Raw genomic sequence first — 16,911 nt, 5'->3', positions numbered from 1 at the left:
CGTCGCTTAGCGCCGGGATTCGTAGACCAGCTCGACCCGGCGATTCTTGGCCCAGGCCTCCTCGTTCTGCTGGAAGGCCACCGGCATCTCTTCACCATAACTGATGACCTCGAGCTGGTCATCCGAGGCGCCGTTCAGATTCAGCACCCGGCGCACCGACTGCGCCCGGCGTTCGCCCAGAGCCAGGTTGTACTCGCGCGTACCGCGCTCGTCGGTATGCCCTTCCAGACGCAGGCGCGCACCCGAATTCTGCGAGAGATAGGCGGCATGCGCCTCCAGCATCGGCATGTATTCGGACTTGACCTCGTCGCGGTCGAACTCGAAATACACCAGGCGTTCGGCCAGCGGGCTTTCCGGGTCGTCCAGGGCCGCCGCGTCGAAATCGCGATCTCGACCCAGGCCGCGGGCCTCGGCGGCCTCGCGTTCGGCACGCGCCTGTTCGGCGGCCGCCTCGCGCTCGGCGGCTCGTTCGGCATCCTCGGCATCGCGCGTTGGTGTGGCACAGGCCGACAGGGCCGCAATGACGACAGCCGCAAGGGCCAGGCGAAACAGGTTATTCATGGCTTTCGTTTCCTCGAAAAAGGGACAGTAAATAGGTCCGGGGACATCAGTTCAGGGGCGACCAGGCAGGTTCGCGCACCTCGCCTTCGCGGGCGGCCAACCGCTGGTGCACCTGGCCGTCGCGACTGACCGAGCCGAGCACGCCTCGCCCCCCATCCGTCATGGCATACAGGATCATGCTGCCATTGGGTGCAAAGCTTGGCGACTCTGCATCGCGCCCGTCCGTGAGGCGCGTCACACGGCGATCATCCAGATCGAGACGCGCCAGCTGAAATCCGCCATCGCCCCCATGGACGTACACCAATGAGCGGCCATCCGGGGAAATCGTGGCCGCCGCCGCGTAGCCGCTCTCGAAGGTGAGACGGCGCGCATTGCCACCGCTGGCCGGCTGGGCATAGATTTGCGGCGCGCCCGCACGATCCGAGGTGAAGTAGATGGTGTCGCCGTCGGGCGACCAGACCGGCTCGGTCTCGATCGCGCTGGAGCGCGTCAGTTGACGCAGATCGCCTGAGGCCAGATCCATCACGTAGATATTCGGCGAGCCGTCGCGCGAAAGGCTCAGCGCCAGCTGGCGGCCGTCCGGGGACCAGGCCGGGGCGCTGTTAATGCCGGTAAAACTCGCGATCCGGTTGCGCTCGCCGGTCTCCACATTCTGACGGAACACCTCGGAGCGGCGATTCTCAAAGGAGACGTAGACCAGCTCACGACCGTCCGGCGACCAGTCCGGCGACATGATCGGATCCTCAGACCGGAACAGGGTACGCGGATTGGCGCCGTCGGAGTCCGCGACCTCCAGGCGAAACTCGCGCGAGTCGTTGCGGCGCTCGACGCTGACAAACGCGATACGCGCACTGAAGGCACCCGGGTCTCCGGTGATCTGCTCGTAGACGATATCCGACACGCGATGCGCGCCGCGGCGCAGCATGTCCGCCGGCACCGGGATACGCCAGCCGCCCAGGCGTTCCTCGGCCAGCACGTCGAACACGTGGAACTCGACCATCACGTTGTCGCCGTCGGGGCGCATCGAGCCGACCACCAGATACTCCAGACCCGCCTCGGCCCAGGGCTGAGCAAGGAAGTCGGCTGGGCCCGAGGGTGCTTGGGGCAAACCGTCGCGTTCGACGTCAAACAGCCCGCTCCGGGTCAGGTTCGCGGCCAGGATCTGGTCCACATCCTCGCCCGGACGCCCGTCGCCATCCCAGGTGAACGGAGCCACGGCCACCGGGATCGCACCCGTCACCCCCTCGGTTACCGTCACTTCCAGTACCGCCTGGGCCTGCGCCGACCAAAGCAGCGCCAACCCCAGCAGCATCGTATGAATCATTCGTTGCATGTGTTTCCTCGTGGACCGGCTTGCGCCGGCCCGGTCAGTCGGGCTCGAAGCGGATGAGCACCCCGCCGCGCACGGCATCCGCATCCGGTGGGCGCGGCAGCGACGACAGGCGATCCATGGTCTGACGGACCGAGTCGCAGAAGGCGGGCCCGCCGGAGCAGCTCTCGATGTCGAAATTGATGATACGCCCGGTCTCGTTGACGCGCACGAGAACGATGGCACGATCCGAGGCATCCAGCCCCGATGGCTGGCGCCAGCGTCGCTGCACCACTGACTGCACCTGCGCGCGCCATTCGTTCAGCTCGCGATCCGCCTGTGCCTGGCGTTCCGCGGCCTCGCGCCGGGCCTGCGCCTCGGCCATGCGCTCCTGCTCGCGCTCCATCGCCTCGCGGCGGCGCTGCTCTTCCAGTTCGCGCTCCTGCTCGGCGCGACGCTCGGCCTCTTCCCGTTCGCGGCGTTCGGCCGCCTCGCGCTCGCGGCGCTCCGCCTCTTCCTGCGCCTGACGCTCCGCTTCCTCGCGCTCCCGCCGTTCCGCCGCCTCACGCTCGCGCGCCTCCTCGGCCTCACGCCGGGCCTGTTCCGCAGCCTCGCGCTCCTGGCGGATACGCTCGCGTTCGGCCTCGGCCTCCTCGCGCGCCTGGCGCCGCTCCTCCTCGGCCTCGCGGCGGGCCTGTTCGGCATCCTCCAGGGCCTGCTGGCGCGCGCGCTCCTGTTCCTCGCGGCGGCGTTGCTCCTCGGCCTGGCGGCGCTCTTCCTCGCGCCGGGCCTGTTCCTCGGCGCGGCGGCGTTCCTCTTCGGCGCGCAGCTGTTCGGCGACCTGCTCCTGCTCGGCGACTTCGCGCTGGTGTTCGATACGATCGAAGGTCTCGGCATCCACCGCGACCGCGTCGATCACCTCGATATCCTCCTGCACCGCGATCTCGACAGCGGCACGGGTGGAGGTCGGCGAGACGAGGCTGACATTCAGCAACAACGCCGCGAACAACACGCCATGCAGAAGCAGGACGAGGACCAGGCTCAAGGGATGACGGCGCAGGAGCTCGAACACGGCGGGGCGGCTCAGTCCTGGTTGTCGCGCGGCGGCTCGGTGATCAGCCCGACCCGGCCGCCTCCGGCACGCTGCAGGGCAACCATGGCATCGATCACGCGGCCGTAATCGACATTGCGGTCACCGCGCACGAAGGTCTGGGTACCCGGATTCTCGGCGAGGAACTCGCGCACGATCTCGGTCATCTCCTGCGGCGCCAGCGGCTCGTTCACATAGGGCCCCTGGTTCAGGCTCATGGCGCCGCCGGCATCCACCGTGACCACCAGCGGCTCGGCCGCCTGCGGGTCCTCTTCCATGGCCTCGGCATCGGCCTCCGGGAGGTCGACCTCCACGCCCTGCTGCAGCATGGGCGCGGTGATCATGAAGATGATCAGCAGAACGAGCATCACGTCGATGAACGGCACGACGTTGATCTGCGACATGGGCCGCCGCAGGCGGCGACTGTTGCGACGCGACTCGGCCATGGCTTAGGCCGGCGCCCCGGCGGCACCCTCGGCAGGCTTGCCCGCCCCCTGGCGATTCAGCAGGGCTACGAACTCGTCGCCGAAGTTCTCCAGGCGCGAGGCCACGCGGTCAACATCCCCGGCGAAGCGATTGTAGGCGATCACCGCCGGGATGGCGGCGAACAGGCCAAGCGCGGTCGCGATCAGGGCCTCGGCAATCCCGGGGGCCACCATCGCCAGTGTGGCCTGCTGCACCCCGGACAGCCCCAGGAAGGCATGCATGATGCCCCACACCGTCCCGAACAGGCCGATGTACGGGCTGGTCGAACCGACCGTGGCGAGGAACTGCAGGTAGCGCTCCATCTCGTCGGTCTCGCGCGCGATGGCCACACGCATCGCGCGGTGCGCGGGCTCGCCGGGCGCCATGCCGTGCTGGCGGGCCCGCAGGAATTCCTTGAAGCCCGAGGAGAAGACATGCTCCATGCCGGACATCTCCGACTTGCGCCGCACCCCCTCGTACAGATGCGACAGATCGGCGCCGGACCAGAAGCGCTCCTCGAATTCATCGCTGGCGCGGTGGGCCGCGTTGAGGGAACGCGCCTTGATGATAATCACCAGCCAGGAGAGCACCGAGGCGACCACCAGGATCACCATGACCAGCTGCACGATCAGACTCGCGTCCATGATCAGCTGGTACATTGAAAAGTCGACTGTCACTTGTCCATCTCCCGTTATGCCTTTGTTCCATCCGCCGCACGCAGCGCGTGCGTCACTTCATCGGGGATTGCCACCGGCGCCTGCCGGGCCACGTCCACACAGGCAATGCCGACCTCGCCGGTCACCAGCACCGCCGCGTCACGCTGCACCGCCTGCGCGAATTCGATGCTGGCGCGGCGCAGACGCTGCACCCGGCAGGTCACCGTCAGGGCCTCGTTGAAATGGGCGGGGCGCTGCATCTCCACAGACAGACGCCGCACGGCGAACACAATTCCGTACTCGGCGCGCAGCCGGTCCTGCTCGAAGCCCAGCGCACGCAGCCATTCGGTCCGCGCGCGCTCCATGAATTTCAGATAATTCGCGTGGTAGACCACGCCACCGGCATCGGTGTCCTCGTAATACACCCGCACCGGCCATGCGAAATCCGTCGTCATGGCTGGCGCGCGCCCTCGGCCATCGGCGTCAGCAGGTCACCCTCCTCCGTGCGCGCCAGACCAAACATGGCCAGCGTGCGGCGAGTCGCCTGGCGCCCGCGCGGGGTGCGCTGCAGATAGCCCTGCTGGATCAGGAACGGCTCGACCACATCCTCCAGCGTGCCGCGGTCCTCGTTCATCGCGGTGGCCAGACTCTCGACCCCGACCGGGCCGCCATCAAACTTCTCCACCAGCACCTCCAGCAGACGGCGATCCTGGGCATCCAGCCCCGAGGCATCGATCGCCAGCAGGTCCAGCGCCTGCGCGGCCACATCGAGCGTCACCACGCCATCGGCCCGCACCTGGGCGAAATCGCGCACCCGCCGCAACAGACGATTGGCCAGACGCGGCGTGCCGCGCCCGCGGCGCGCGATCTCGGTCGCGCCCTCGGCCTCGATCCCCACGCCCAGCAAGCCGGCGGCGCGATTCACGATATGCGCGAGATCGGGGACAGTGTAATGATCGAGGCGCTGGACGATACCGAACCGGTCACGTAACGGGGCCGAGAGCAGCCCGGCGCGGGTGGTGGCCCCCACCAGCGTGAACGGCGGCAGGTCCACCTTGATTGAACGCGCGGCCGGACCCTCGCCGATCACGATATCCAGCTGGCCATCCTCCAGGGCGGGATACAGGATCTCTTCCACCACCGTCGGCAGGCGGTGGATCTCGTCGACGAACAGGACATCGCGCGGCTCCAGCGCGGTGAGGATCGCCGCCAGGTCGCCGGCGCGCTCCAGCACCGGGCCGGAGGTCTGACGCAGGCCCACCCCCAGTTCGTTGGCAATGATATGCGCGAGGGTCGTCTTGCCCAGCCCGGGCGGGCCGGCGACCAGCGTATGGTCCAGGGCCTCGTCACGCCCGCGGGCGGCCTCGATGAACAGCCCCAGCTGCTCGACCACGCGCGGCTGACCGGTGTAGTCCGCGAGCCGTTTCGGGCGCAGGCTGACCTCCGCCCGCTCTTCCTCGGACCGACTCTGCATATCCACCAGACGTGATTCCATAGCCTCGCAGTATGCATCGCCACCGGCGCCGTTTACAGGGCCTGCTGCCGGGTTTTCGGACCGGGGTCCGGGCGCGGGTCGGCGTGGTCAGGCGCTGGCGGGCAAGTCGCGGGCGTAGACCAGGAACACGCCATGCCCGCCGGCCTCGAACTCCAGCCAGATCATTGGCAGGTCCGGGAAGGCCGCCTCCACCGCGGCCTGGCTGTTGCCGACCTCCACGATCAGCGCGCCGTCCTCGGTCAGGTGCTCGCGGGCCCCGTCCAGGATGCGGCGCACGATATCCAGCCCGTCGCCCCCGGCAGCCAGTCCCAATGCCGGCTCGTGGCGGTACTCCTCCGGCAAGGCCGCCATGTCCTCGGCATCCACGTACGGCGGATTGGACACGATCAGGTCATAGCGGTCACCGGCTTGCAGCCCATCGAACACGTCGGACTGCAATGCGCGGACTTGTTCGCTCATCTGGTGGCGCTCGATGTTGATCCGAGCCACCGCCAGCGCATCCGGCGAGACATCCGCCAGGTCCACCTGCGCCTGCGGCAGGGCCAGCGCCATCGCGATACCGATGCAGCCACCCCCGGTGCAAAGATCCAGGGCCCGAGTCACCCCATCGGGATCCAGCCACGGCTCGAAGCCCGCGGCGATCAACTCCGCCAGGGGCGAGCGCGGCACCAGCACGCGCTCGTCGACATAGAACGGCAACCCGGCAAACCAGGCCTCGCGGGTCAGGTACGCCGCCGGCTTGCGGGTGGCGATGCGCTCGCGCAACACCGCCACGACCCGCGTGCGCTCGGCCTCGCTCAGGCGCGAATCCCACCACGACTCGGGTAGATCCAGCGGCAGGTGGAGGGTGTGCAGCACCAGCCAGGCCGCCTCGTCAAAGGCGTTGTCGGTGCCATGGCCGAAGGTCAGCCCGGCGCCGCGAAACTGGCTGGCGCCGAAGCGAATGAAGTCGCGCAAGGTGCGCAATCCGGTGGTTGAATCCATGCCCGGTCTTTCCGTTGCGTGCGGGGGCGGTCATCATACCGCCTCGATGTCACTGTGTACGCCCGAACGAGATCCCGCATGAGCAAGATCGACCCCTGGCTGGCGCGCCTGTCGCACCTGCTGCCACAGCACGCCCTGTCGCGCGTGGTGCATCGTCTGGCGCGCATCGAGTCGCCGCAGCTGCAACCGCTGCTGCGCGCCTTCGTGCGCCGCTTCGGCCTGAACATGGACGAGGCCGCGGAACCGGACCTGACCACCTACCCCAGCTTCAACGCGCTGTTCACCCGCGCCCTGCGCGAGGACGCACGGCCACTGGAGGGGGACGCAAATACCCTGGTCAGCCCGGCCGATTCCCGGGTCAGCGCCGCCGGGCGCATCGAGGGCGGGCAGATCTTCCAGGCCAAGGGACATCACTACACGGTCCGGGAACTGCTGGGCGGGGAGGACGAGCTCGCGGAGGCCTTCCGTCACGGGCACTTCGTGACCCTGTATCTGTCACCGCGTCACTACCACCGACTGCACATGCCGCTGACCGGCACCCTGACCCACATGATCCATGTGCCCGGACGGCTGTTCTCGGTCGCCCCGCGCATCGTGCGTCACGTGCCGCGGCTGTACGCGCGCAACGAACGGGTGATCGCCTTTTTCGACACCCCGGTGGGGCCGATGGCCATGGCCTTGATCGGCGCCCAGAACGTCGGTTCCATCGAGACCGTATGGGCTGGCGAGGTTACCCCGCCCCATGGTCGCGAGATCAGCGTCAGCGAGTATCCGGACCGTGCCGTCACCCTGGAGCGCGGCGCGGAGATGGGTCGCTTCAACTTGGGCTCATCGGTCGTGCTGCTACTGCCCGATCACCCACTAAAACTCGCGGAACACCTGACGCCCGAGACCGAAGTCCAGGTCCGCGCGGCGCTCGGCCAGTTCTACTGAGTTTTCAGTACGAAGCACACGCAGACAGGAAGAAGTTCAAGGGCGATTCACAGGAAGACGGGAAATCAGAAGAGTTCTTGAACGCTCACACCCAGCCCCAGTGCCTGGCGCGACGCTGTCGTCCGCAGTTCTCCTCAATGCCCCCGGAGCAAAAACGCCCCGCCTTCCCGCCGACCTGGAAAGGCTTTTCGCTTTGGACCTGGCCCTTCTTCATGTCTTCGTGCGCGTGGTGGTGAACAAGGCACCTCAGGCCTGGGCGTGGGCCCCGCCCTGCTGATTGAAGTAGGCGGCCTTCCAGCTTTCGTAGTCGGCGACGAGCCGCTCGACATCGGCGGCATCGAACGCGCGCAGCCCGCTCAGCACGAGGTGCTTGCTGCCGTCGGCAACCACCGACTGGTCGATGACCAGTTCGTAGTCCAGGCGAATCTCTCCGCGCTTGCCATTGACCGTCATCACCGCATCCTTCAGACGGGGCTCCGGCACCCCGGCGCTGGCTGCCAGCGGCTCGGGCAGATGAAAACCCATGCGCTCATACATCACCAGTGGGCGCTTGGGGTTCACCATCACGCCGTGCTCCTCCATCAGCGGCACCAGCACGTGCGGGAAATTCTGCCCGGAAAAGCCGACATAGCTGCGGATCAGGGATCCGATCGCACTGGGCTCGTCGATCACCGCCCCCGAACGCTCGACCTCGATTACGCTCTTGCCACTCTCGTCGGTAATGGCAAAGGCCGCGCCCGGGTTTTCCGGAAAGATCAGGGGCACATTGCCTCCCACCATGCCGGTGAAACGGAAGAGCATGTCCGCGCTCGCGCCGTAGGTGTCCAGCACCAGGGCAAACAGTAGATCCCCCGGGACACAGAAGCGCCGGTTGTCGGCATCGTGGATCGGATTGAAGTCGCCCGCGAGGGTCTTGGCGAAGTCGCTGCCCTGCTCCGGGGTTACGACCAGCTGACCGTCGCGAAGGCGGTAGAAATCCTCAAGGAAGCGGGTATCGGTCACGCGGTCTCCCCGAACGCATCATTTGGTGTGGTTTTTCGCACCACTATAGCCCGAAATGCCCCTCGATGGCCTTGATAAAGGCATCGCCGTAGCGTTCCAGCTTGTGCTGCCCGACCCCGGAGATCCCGGCCATCTCGTCATGGGTGCGCGGCGCGGCCGCCACCATCTCCAGCAATGTGGCATCGCTGAAGATCACGTAGGGCGGCACCCCCTGATCCCGCGCCAGCTCGGTACGCAGGCCCCTCAGCGCCTCCCACAGGGAGCGATCCTCGGTGTCCATCGCCGCGACTGTACGGGCCGTATCACGCCGTGCCGGGCTGGCGCTACGTGCCCCCTTCTCCGGACGGGCCGCCTCCTCGCGCAGGTGAATCCCCTCCTCGCCGCGCAGAACCGGGCGGCAGGCCGGATCCAGCTTCAGTCCGCCGTAGCCCTCGTCATCCAGGCGCAGCAGCCCACGCGCCAGCAACTGCCGGACCACGCCGCGCCACTGCGCCTTGTCGAGTTCCTTGCCAATGCCGAAGGTGCTCAGACGATCGTGCCCCAGACGGGTCAGGCGCTCACTGGCCGAGCCGCGCAGCACGTCGATCACATGCCCGGCGCCGAAGCGCTCGCCGGTTCGATAGATGCAGGACAGGAGCTTTTGCACCGGCACGCTGGCATCCCAGGTCGCCGGCGGCTCCAGACAGTTGTCGCAGGCCCCGCAGGGTTCCGGCATGTGCTCGTCGAAATATCCCAGCAGGGCCTGGCGGCGGCAGCTGGTGATCTCGCAGAAGCCCAGCATGGCCTCCAGCTTTTGCTGTTCGACGCGCTGACGCTCGGCCCCGGCCTGCGACCCCTCCAGCATCTGGCGCAAGGTCACGACATCCTGCAACCCAAAGACCATCCAGGCATTGGCCGGCAGGCCATCGCGGCCGGCGCGGCCGGTCTCCTGATAGTAGCCCTCCAGACTCTTCGGCAGGTTCAGGTGGGCGACAAAGCGCACATTCGGCTTGTCGATGCCCATGCCGAAGGCGATGGTGGCGACCATCACCACCCCCTCCTCGCGCAGGAAGCGGGTCTGGTTCGCCGCGCGGGTCGCGGCCGGCAGGCCGGCGTGATACGGCAGGGCGGTGACACCCTGCTCCGCCAGCCATTCGGCCACGGCGTCCACCTTCTTGCGTGACAGGCAATACACGATCCCCGCCTCCCCGGCGTGTTCCTCGCGGATGAAGCGCAGCAGCCGATCACGTGCCGAGCCGCCCCGGCCGCCGTCTGCCTGGGCGATGCGGTAGCGGATATTGGGGCGGTCGAAGGAACTGACGAAGGCGCGCGCCTGATCGAGGCACAGCCGTTCGCGGATCTCCTGGCGGGTCGGGCCGTCGGCGGTCGCGGTCAGGGCCAGGCGCGGCACCTGTGGAAAACGCTCGGCCAGCACCGCCAGTTGACTGTATTCGGGGCGGAAGTCATGCCCCCACTGCGAGACGCAGTGCGCCTCGTCAATCGCGAACAGGGCAAGGTCGATGCCTTCCAGGCGTTCCAGCATGCCCGAGGCAAACAGCCGCTCTGGCGACATGTACAGGAGGTCCAGTTCGCCGGCGTGCAGGGCCGCCAGCACGGAACGCGCCTCGTCCGCCTTCTGGCCGGAGTCGAGACTGGCCGCGGCCACGCCGTTCTGGCGCAGGGCGGCGACCTGGTCCTGCATCAACGCGATCAGGGGCGAGATCACGATGCCGCAGCCGGGCCGTGCCAGCGCCGGGATCTGGTAGCAGAGCGACTTGCCGCCGCCGGTGGGCATCAGCACCACCGCGTCGCCACCACCGGTCACGTGTTCGACGATCGCCTGCTGCTGGCCGCGAAATTCCGTATAGCCGAAGGTCTCGCGCAGGATCTCCAGTAGCGCCGCCGCCGGAGCGCTTCCCTGCGCTTCTCCAGCTGCAAGACCCGAGGGTTCCAATGGATACACTCCAAACAATATGACAGGCGGGCAAGACTGCCGAATGCCCGGCACCGCTGCAAGCGACAGGCGTCGGAATCACCCTGCGCCGCCCGCAACCGACACCTGCAAGAAGACGCTGATTCGGGCTTTTGCGCCTTTCCGCGATAACACTCGCCACGCTAAACTGCCGATCCAGCCCTCCTTTTCCGGAATCCCAATGCCGACATCCACCCGCCTCCTGCCCGTTGTCTGTCTCGCGCTCCTGACGCTCGCCGCCTGCTCCGAGGCCCCGGATTCGGACACCGGGGACGCGGCCGCGCAGGCACCCGCCAGCGAGTCGAACGCGGCCTCGGGCTCCACGGCCCAGCTCGACTACAGCCTGCCGCCGGAGGGTTTCGCCGCTGACCCCGAAGCCGGGCGCTCGCTGTTCCGGTCCAACTGCATGGAGTGCCACGGCGAGGATGCCCGCGGCACCGACCAGGGGCCGCCGCTGATCCACCGCATCTACGAGCCCTCGCACCACCCGGACATCACCTTCCATCGCGCGGTGGCCCTGGGCGTGCACCAGCATCACTGGGAGTTCGGCGACATGCCGCCGGTGGCGGGCGTCACCGGCGAGGAGACCGCCCACATCATCGCCTGGATCCGCCAGGAACAGCGCGCCGTCGGCATCGACTGAGCGGAGCCGGCACATGCATCCCCTCGCTCGGATGCGGTCCGCCAGACGGTGTGCGCCTGCCTGGACGCCAGGCTGCGCCACCACGACCTCGAGCAGGACCGGGGCGGGTTACCGTATCCATCGCTGATAGTTCCGGCGACGTAGCAGATCCCGCCGGGGCCGGAAGCCGCTACCGAACGCGCGCCCACGTGCGAAGCCAGCGGCAAGCCTCTAAGGTAGGCGACCTACCCAGCCCCGGATTCCCCCATGCGCGGTCATTCCAGCGTGCACGATGCGCCCGACGAGGCGATTAACTGGCGCATCGTTCGCTCCCTGTTCCCCTATCTCGCGGAGTTCCGCGGGCGGCTGTTCCTCGCCCTCGGGCTGATGGGCCTGGCCAAGCTGGCGACCGTGCTGGTCCCGCTGGCACTGAAATACATCGTCGATCACTTCGAGGATTCCGGCACCGACGCGCTGGTGGCAGTACCGGTGGCACTGGTGGTGGCCTATGGCCTGTTGCGCTTTGGCGGCACCCTGTTCGGGGAGTTGCGCGACGCGGTCTTCGTGCGGGTGGCCGAGCGCGCCATGCGGCGCGCGGCCCTGCGCGTGTTCGAACATCTGCATCGGCTGGAGCTGAGCTTTCATCTGGCGCGCGAGACCGGCGGCCTGGCCCGGGACATCGAGCGCGGCACCAGCGGTATCAGCTTCCTGCTGCGCTTCATGGTGTTCAATATCCTGCCGACGATCATCGAGATCGCGATGGTCGCGGTCATCCTGCTGATCGCGGTGGGCCCGGTATTCACCCTGACGGTGATCATCGCGGTGGCGGCCTACATTGCCTGGTCGGTGTGGATTACCGAGTGGCGCACCCGCTTCGTGCGCGAGGCGAATCAACGCGACAACGAGTCCAACACCCGCGCGATCGACAGCCTGCTGAACTACGAGACGGTCAAGTACTTCGGCAACGAGGGCTTCGAGGCCCGGCGCTACGACGAGGGCCTGGCCACCTGGGAACAGGCGCGCACCAAGAACGTGCTGTCGCTGGTGCTGCTGAACTCGGGGCAGGCCCTGATCATCGCCGGCGCGATCACCGTGATGATGCTGCTGGCCGCCAGCCGCGTGGCCTCGGGGCAGATGTCGCTGGGCGACCTGGTCATGGTCAACGCCTACATGATCCAGCTGTTCATGCCGTTGAACTTCCTCGGCTTCGTCTATCGCGAGATCCGCCAGTCGCTGGCGAACATCGAGCGCCTGTTCGGGCTGCTGGAGAAGCCCGTGCAGGTCGAGGACCGCCCGGACGCACCGGATCTCGAGGTCACCAGCGGGCAGGTGCGCTTCGAACAGGTCGCCTTCCACTACCAGCCGGAGCGCCCGATCCTCGCGGACGTCTCGCTCGAGATCCCCGCCGGGCACAAGCTCGCGGTGGTCGGGCCCAGCGGGGCCGGCAAGTCGACGCTCGCCCGGCTGCTGTTCCGCTTCTTTGACGTGACCGACGGGCGCATCACCATCGACGGACAGGACATCCGCGAGGTGACCCAGCAGAGCCTGCGCCGCGCGATCGGTGTGGTCCCGCAGGACACCGTGCTGTTCAACTCCAGCATTCGCTACAACATCGCCTACGGGGACCCGGAAGCGTCCGAAGAGGCGATCTTGCGCGCGGTCCACCTGGCGCACCTGGACGACTTCATCGAGCGCCTGCCGGACGGCCTGGACACGGTGGTCGGCGAACGCGGGCTCAAGGTCTCCGGCGGCGAGAAACAGCGCATCGCCATCGCCCGCATGCTGCTGAAGGACCCGCCGATCCTAGTGTTCGACGAGGCCACCTCGTCACTGGATTCGGGCTCAGAAAAGGCCATCCTGCAGGCCCTGAACGAGGTCTCGGCGCGGCGCACCACGCTGGTCATTGCCCACCGCCTGTCCACCGTGAAGGACGCCGAGCAGATCGTGGTGCTGGACCAGGGCCGCGTGGTCGAACGTGGCACCCATCGCGAACTCCTCGCCAGGAACGGCGCCTACGCCCGCCTGTGGCAACACCAGCAGGAACACGAACCCACCACCGCCAACGCAAGCCCGAACGCCGGGGACTAAACCCTTGTTCACCACGGAGGGGGCAGAGAAAACAGGGAAGTGGGAGTGAGATACGGGTATTGATTGCAGCCTGGGTTACTGCCGGTTAACCGCCGCTGCTTCGTGCGCTTGGCGGCACCCCGCACCCTTGACGGATCGTTCACATCAGAGCCTTTCGAATTTCTCCGTGTCCTCCGTGCTGAATACGCCCTTGAATTCCGTCATTTCTTCGTGCGCTTCGTGGTAAACCGAAAAGTGAATCAGTCCGGGTCGACGCGGCCGCGCAGGGCCTTCTTGCGGCCGCGCTGGGTCTTGCCCTCCAGGCGGCGCAGCTTGGAGGCGCGGGTCGGCCGCGTGGCCTTGCGCGCCTTGATCGGGCGGCCGGCCTCGCGCAGCAGCTCCGCCAGGCGTTCGAGCGCGTCCTCGCGATTGGCCTCCTGGGTACGGTACTGCTGCGCCTTGATGACGATCACGCCCTCCTTGCTGATGCGCTGATCGCGGCGGCGCAGCAGGCGTTCCTTGTAGACATCGGGCAGGCCGGAGGCGCGGATATCGAAGCGCAGGTGAATGGCCGAGGCGACCTTGTTGACGTTCTGGCCGCCAGCCCCCTGGGCACGGATCGGAATCAGCTCGATCTCGTGCTCGGGGACGCTCACGCTGTTGGAGATTTGCAGCATCGCGGGATCAGCGAAACTCGCCGCCACGGATACGATTTTCGTCGTCCAGATCGGCGAAGAACCGGCTGTGATCGGTGCGGTATTCCTGGGTCACGATGTCGCCGGGCAGCACCAGCATCACGTCGGGGTAGACGCGCCCGAATTCCGCGGGTGTCGGGCGGCTCTCGAGAAAATGCAGGAACGGGTTCATCTGCTCGACCGTGCCCGGACGCGGCTCGGGCCCATCACCCCGGGTCTCGGTCTTGTGCACCGAACAGGCACCAACGCCCAGCGCCAGCACTACAACCACCAGGGCCGGGGTCCATCGGAAATTCAACGCCATGCAAACCTCCTGCGCAGGCCAGATGCAACGTCATTGCGAGGCGCCGAAGGCGCCGCGGCACCCTCCAGAAGCTCGCACCCCAGCTAGATCCGATAGCCCACGGGAGATTGCTTCGTCGCTTCGCTCCGCGCAATGACGGGCCAATGTCCCGCGCGCCGAGGGAGTAGTTAGGAGTAGTCAGGAGCGCAGAGGTTACTCCGTCGGTTGGCCGTGCTCGCGGGTCGACTGGAAGCGGATCTCCGGCCACTTCTCCTGCGCCATCTGCAGGTTCACCCGGGTCGGGGCGATATAGACCAGATCGCCGCCGTGGTCGATGGCCAGGTTGGTCGCCGCCTTCTCCTTGAACTCGTCGAATTTCTTCGGATCATCGCTTTCGACCCAGCGCGCCGTTTGGACGTTCACGTTCTCGAACTGTGCCTCCACCTTGTACTCGGTGCGCAGGCGTTCGGCGACCACCTCGAACTGCAGCACGCCGACCGCCCCCAGGATCAGGTCGTTGTTGGTCAACGGGCGATAGAGCTGGGTTGCGCCCTCCTCGCACAGCTCCTGCAGCCCCTTGGCGAGCTGCTTCATCTTCAGCGGGTCCTTCAACTGCGCGCGGCGGAACAGCTCCGGGGCGAAGTTCGGCACGCCAGTGAAGGTGAGGTCCTCGCCCTGGGTGAAGGTATCCCCGATGCGGATGGTGCCGTGGTTGTGGATGCCGATGATGTCGCCGGGATAGGCGGTCTCCACATGCTCGCGGTCGGAGGCCAGGAAGGTCAGCGCGTCCGGGATCTTCACGTCGCGCCCGATGCGCACGTGGCGCAGCTTGGCGCCCTTGTCGAAGGTGCCCGAGCAGATGCGCATGAACGCGATGCGGTCGCGGTGGTTCGGGTCCATGTTCGCCTGGATCTTGAACACGAAGCCGGTGAACTTCTCCTCGGTCGGCTCTACCTTGCGCGAGTGGGTCGGGCGCGGCAGCGGGCCGGGAGCGTACTCGACGAAGTCGTCCAGCAGCTCCTCGATCCCGAAGTTGTTGATCGCCGAGCCGAAAAACACCGGGGTCTGCGCACCGCTCAGGTAGGCCTCCGGGTCAAATGCGTGCGAGGCGCCCTGCACCAGCTCCAGTTCCTCGCGCAGCTCCCCGGCCTGCGGCCCCAGCACCTCGTCCAGGCGCGGGTTGTCCAGGCCCTCGATGATCTCGCCGGTGGACTTCTTGCCACCCTCTTCGGGGTCGTAAAGATGCACCGCGTCGCGGCGGAGGTGATAGACGCCACGGAAGCGCTTTCCCGAGCCGATCGGCCAGGTGATCGGGGCGCACTGGATCTTCAGCACTTCCTCGACCTCGTCCAGCAACTCGATCGGATCGCGGCCCTCGCGGTCCATCTTGTTCACAAAGGTCATGATCGGCGTATCGCGCAGCCGGCAGACCTCCATCAGCTTGATGGTCCGTTCCTCGACACCCTTGGCGGCGTCGATCACCATCAGCGCGGAGTCCACTGCGGTCAGCGTGCGATAGGTGTCCTCGGAGAAGTCCGCGTGTCCCGGGGTGTCCAGCAGGTTCACCATGCGGCCCTTGTACGGGTACTGCATGACGGAAGAAGTGACCGAAATGCCACGCGATTTCTCCATCTCCATCCAGTCGGAGGTGGCATGGCGCGCTGACTTGCGCCCCTTGACCGTACCGGCGAGCTGGATCGCGCCGCCGTACAGCAGGAGCTTTTCGGTCATGGTGGTCTTACCGGCGTCCGGGTGCGAAATGATCGCGAAGGTCCGGCGTCGGCGGGTTTCCTCGATAAAGGACATGAATACGGGCCGCTTGAATCAGCCCGTAAGTTTAACGCGAAAGCGCGGGTCCGGTTCATCTTTCCGGGGGCCCAACATGCAAACGGCCCCGAAAAACGGGGCCGTTTGCATGGGTTCCGGCGCTGCCCGATCAGCGCGCCGAGGCCGCCTGAAGCGCGGCGTTCTGTTCCTTGAGGCGCCCCTGGGCAGTCACCAGGTCACGGTTGTTCATGCGGGTCTCCAGCGAGGCCAGGCGTTCCCGGTCGTCCGCCATGCTGTACCAGACATGCGCCTGCACCAGATCACGTTCGACCCCGCGACCGTTCTGGTGCAGGCGACCCAGCCCGATCTGGGCATGCCGGTAGCCCTGCTCCGCTGCAGCGGTATACCAGCGCGCGGCGGCGGCCGGATCACGCGTGGTGCCCTGACCATTCTCGTGCATCAGCCCCACATAATACTGCGCGGCAGGCAGTCCCTGATCTGCCGCCTTGCCCAGCCACTCGAGTGCGGCGGCCGGATCCTGCTCGCCATTGGCCAGATGGCTGCCCAGCCAGTACTGGGCATCGGCATGACCCAGTTCCGCCGCGCGTGAGTAATGTTCGTGACTGCGTTCGGCGTCGGCCGAGGTGCCCTTGCCGGTCGCGAAGAGGTAACCCAGATAGTAATGCGCACTGGCGTGGTCGGCATCCGCAGCGCGAGCAAACCAGCGCAGGGCCTGATCGTAGTCCACCGCCGTGCCGCGCCCGGCGTAGTTCGCCATGCCCACGTCGAACATCGCCGCCGTATTGCCCTTCTGTGCGTTGCTTTCACGGATCTCGTACCAGACTTCCAGCAGCTCCTGCTGGCGCTCGGCCTCGTCGTAGCCGAAGGCCTGCTGGGCATGGGCAAGCCCTCCGGTAGCCAGGAGCGGCAGCGCCAGGGGGAGCGAAACAAACAATGCACGTAGGGATCGGGACATGGGTTACCTCATCCGGAGTCGGGGCCAATACCGAGTTCGATCATAGACCCGGGGG

Annotated in this window: 17 protein-coding genes; 3 read left to right on the top strand and 14 right to left on the bottom strand. The window is 66.9% G+C overall.

Translation table 11 applies throughout. The features are described from left to right. Positions 1-6 precede the first annotated feature (6 nt). The 8 genes from pal to prmB all read right to left on the bottom strand — a co-directional run bounded on the left by pal (position 7) and on the right by prmB (position 6,560). Positions 7-561, bottom strand: coding sequence for a peptidoglycan-associated lipoprotein Pal (pal, locus tag B0684_RS06975; protein ID WP_018168451.1), 555 nt, complete (start codon positions 559-561; stop codon positions 7-9). A 46-nt stretch (positions 562-607) separates the two neighbouring features. Next, the gene (tolB, locus tag B0684_RS06970) at positions 608-1,894 is read right to left on the bottom strand and encodes a Tol-Pal system beta propeller repeat protein TolB (RefSeq protein ID WP_018168450.1); all 1,287 of its coding nucleotides are present in this window, start codon (positions 1,892-1,894) and stop codon (positions 608-610) included. A 34-nt stretch (positions 1,895-1,928) separates the two neighbouring features. Beyond that, positions 1,929-2,942, bottom strand: coding sequence for a cell envelope integrity protein TolA (gene tolA / locus B0684_RS06965; RefSeq protein WP_018176068.1), 1,014 nt, complete (start codon positions 2,940-2,942; stop codon positions 1,929-1,931). A gap of 11 nt (positions 2,943-2,953) precedes the next feature. Beyond that, entirely contained in the window at positions 2,954-3,406 is a 453-nt protein-coding gene (tolR, locus tag B0684_RS06960; protein ID WP_018143960.1) for a protein TolR, read from the bottom strand. Positions 3,407-3,409: 3 nt separating this feature from the next. Continuing rightward, positions 3,410-4,084: a protein TolQ gene (tolQ, locus tag B0684_RS06955; RefSeq protein WP_018168448.1), complete on the bottom strand. Its 675-nt coding sequence runs from the start codon at positions 4,082-4,084 to the stop codon at positions 3,410-3,412. 32 nt (positions 4,085-4,116) lie between these two features. Further along, the gene (gene ybgC / locus B0684_RS06950) at positions 4,117-4,536 is read right to left on the bottom strand and encodes a tol-pal system-associated acyl-CoA thioesterase (protein ID WP_018176069.1); all 420 of its coding nucleotides are present in this window, start codon (positions 4,534-4,536) and stop codon (positions 4,117-4,119) included. Then, positions 4,533-5,576, bottom strand: a complete 1,044-nt coding sequence (gene ruvB / locus B0684_RS06945) for a Holliday junction branch migration DNA helicase RuvB (protein ID WP_026313016.1) — start codon at positions 5,574-5,576, stop codon at positions 4,533-4,535. The genes ybgC and ruvB overlap by 4 nt, the downstream gene beginning before the upstream one ends. A gap of 87 nt (positions 5,577-5,663) precedes the next feature. Next, on the bottom strand, positions 5,664-6,560 hold the full coding sequence (gene prmB, locus B0684_RS06940) for a 50S ribosomal protein L3 N(5)-glutamine methyltransferase (protein WP_018176070.1): 897 nt from the start codon (positions 6,558-6,560) through the stop codon (positions 5,664-5,666). Between the two features lie 78 nt (positions 6,561-6,638). On the opposite strand from prmB, the gene asd reads away from it, so the two are divergent. Further along, positions 6,639-7,493, top strand: a complete 855-nt coding sequence (gene asd / locus B0684_RS06935; protein ID WP_018176071.1) for an archaetidylserine decarboxylase — start codon at positions 6,639-6,641, stop codon at positions 7,491-7,493. A gap of 246 nt (positions 7,494-7,739) precedes the next feature. Here asd and B0684_RS06930 read toward each other — a convergent pair whose 3' ends face one another. Together B0684_RS06930 and recQ are read right to left on the bottom strand one after the other, a co-directional pair. Next, entirely contained in the window at positions 7,740-8,495 is a 756-nt protein-coding gene (locus tag B0684_RS06930; protein ID WP_018168443.1) for a DUF3581 family protein, read from the bottom strand. Between the two features lie 43 nt (positions 8,496-8,538). After that, positions 8,539-10,428: a DNA helicase RecQ gene (gene recQ, locus B0684_RS06925; RefSeq protein ID WP_018176072.1), complete on the bottom strand. Its 1,890-nt coding sequence runs from the start codon at positions 10,426-10,428 to the stop codon at positions 8,539-8,541. Between the two features lie 199 nt (positions 10,429-10,627). Here recQ and B0684_RS06920 point away from each other — a divergent pair, with 199 nt between their 5' ends. Both B0684_RS06920 and B0684_RS06915 read left to right on the top strand, forming a co-directional pair. Beyond that, positions 10,628-11,089 carry a c-type cytochrome gene (locus B0684_RS06920; protein ID WP_018176073.1) on the top strand — a complete coding sequence of 154 codons (462 nt, stop codon included), beginning with the start codon at positions 10,628-10,630 and terminating at the stop codon, positions 11,087-11,089. Positions 11,090-11,335: 246 nt separating this feature from the next. Further along, positions 11,336-13,156, top strand: a complete 1,821-nt coding sequence (locus B0684_RS06915; RefSeq protein WP_018176074.1) for an ABCB family ABC transporter ATP-binding protein/permease — start codon at positions 11,336-11,338, stop codon at positions 13,154-13,156. A 239-nt stretch (positions 13,157-13,395) separates the two neighbouring features. Here the strand turns inward: B0684_RS06915 and arfB are convergent, their stop codons facing one another. The 4 genes from arfB to B0684_RS06895 all read right to left on the bottom strand — a co-directional run bounded on the left by arfB (position 13,396) and on the right by B0684_RS06895 (position 16,856). Then, positions 13,396-13,812, bottom strand: a complete 417-nt coding sequence (arfB, locus tag B0684_RS06910) for an alternative ribosome rescue aminoacyl-tRNA hydrolase ArfB (RefSeq protein WP_018143971.1) — start codon at positions 13,810-13,812, stop codon at positions 13,396-13,398. 7 nt (positions 13,813-13,819) lie between these two features. Next, positions 13,820-14,134 (bottom strand): hypothetical protein, encoded by a 315-nt coding sequence (locus B0684_RS06905; protein WP_018143972.1) that lies wholly within the window; start codon positions 14,132-14,134, stop codon positions 13,820-13,822. Positions 14,135-14,326: 192 nt separating this feature from the next. After that, a complete protein-coding gene (locus B0684_RS06900) occupies positions 14,327-15,919 on the bottom strand; it encodes a peptide chain release factor 3 (RefSeq protein ID WP_018143973.1) in 1,593 nt (530 codons plus the stop codon). A gap of 130 nt (positions 15,920-16,049) precedes the next feature. Then, positions 16,050-16,856: a tetratricopeptide repeat protein gene (locus tag B0684_RS06895; RefSeq protein WP_038084332.1), complete on the bottom strand. Its 807-nt coding sequence runs from the start codon at positions 16,854-16,856 to the stop codon at positions 16,050-16,052. Positions 16,857-16,911 lie beyond the last annotated feature (55 nt).

This window comes from Thioalkalivibrio versutus (assembly GCF_001999325.1).
Lineage (GTDB): Bacteria > Pseudomonadota > Gammaproteobacteria > Ectothiorhodospirales > Ectothiorhodospiraceae > Thioalkalivibrio > Thioalkalivibrio versutus.
Note: the sequence above shows the minus strand (reverse complement) of the source record. Positions and strands in the feature narration are given on the sequence as shown.

Coding starts and splice junctions, on each gene's coding strand:
- pal (WP_018168451.1), bottom strand. CDS start 561: ATGAATAACCTGTTTCGCCTGGCCCTTGCGGCTGTCGTCATTGCGGCC.
- tolB (WP_018168450.1), bottom strand. CDS start 1,894: ATGCAACGAATGATTCATACGATGCTGCTGGGGTTGGCGCTGCTTTGG.
- tolR (WP_018143960.1), bottom strand. CDS start 3,406: ATGGCCGAGTCGCGTCGCAACAGTCGCCGCCTGCGGCGGCCCATGTCG.
- tolQ (WP_018168448.1), bottom strand. CDS start 4,084: ATGTACCAGCTGATCATGGACGCGAGTCTGATCGTGCAGCTGGTCATG.
- ybgC (WP_018176069.1), bottom strand. CDS start 4,536: ATGACGACGGATTTCGCATGGCCGGTGCGGGTGTATTACGAGGACACC.
- ruvB (WP_026313016.1), bottom strand. CDS start 5,576: ATGGAATCACGTCTGGTGGATATGCAGAGTCGGTCCGAGGAAGAGCGG.
- prmB (WP_018176070.1), bottom strand. CDS start 6,560: ATGGATTCAACCACCGGATTGCGCACCTTGCGCGACTTCATTCGCTTC.
- asd (WP_018176071.1), top strand. CDS start 6,639: ATGAGCAAGATCGACCCCTGGCTGGCGCGCCTGTCGCACCTGCTGCCA.
- B0684_RS06920 (WP_018176073.1), top strand. CDS start 10,628: ATGCCGACATCCACCCGCCTCCTGCCCGTTGTCTGTCTCGCGCTCCTG.
- B0684_RS06915 (WP_018176074.1), top strand. CDS start 11,336: ATGCGCGGTCATTCCAGCGTGCACGATGCGCCCGACGAGGCGATTAAC.
- arfB (WP_018143971.1), bottom strand. CDS start 13,812: ATGCTGCAAATCTCCAACAGCGTGAGCGTCCCCGAGCACGAGATCGAG.
- B0684_RS06905 (WP_018143972.1), bottom strand. CDS start 14,134: ATGGCGTTGAATTTCCGATGGACCCCGGCCCTGGTGGTTGTAGTGCTG.
- B0684_RS06900 (WP_018143973.1), bottom strand. CDS start 15,919: ATGTCCTTTATCGAGGAAACCCGCCGACGCCGGACCTTCGCGATCATT.
- B0684_RS06895 (WP_038084332.1), bottom strand. CDS start 16,856: ATGTCCCGATCCCTACGTGCATTGTTTGTTTCGCTCCCCCTGGCGCTG.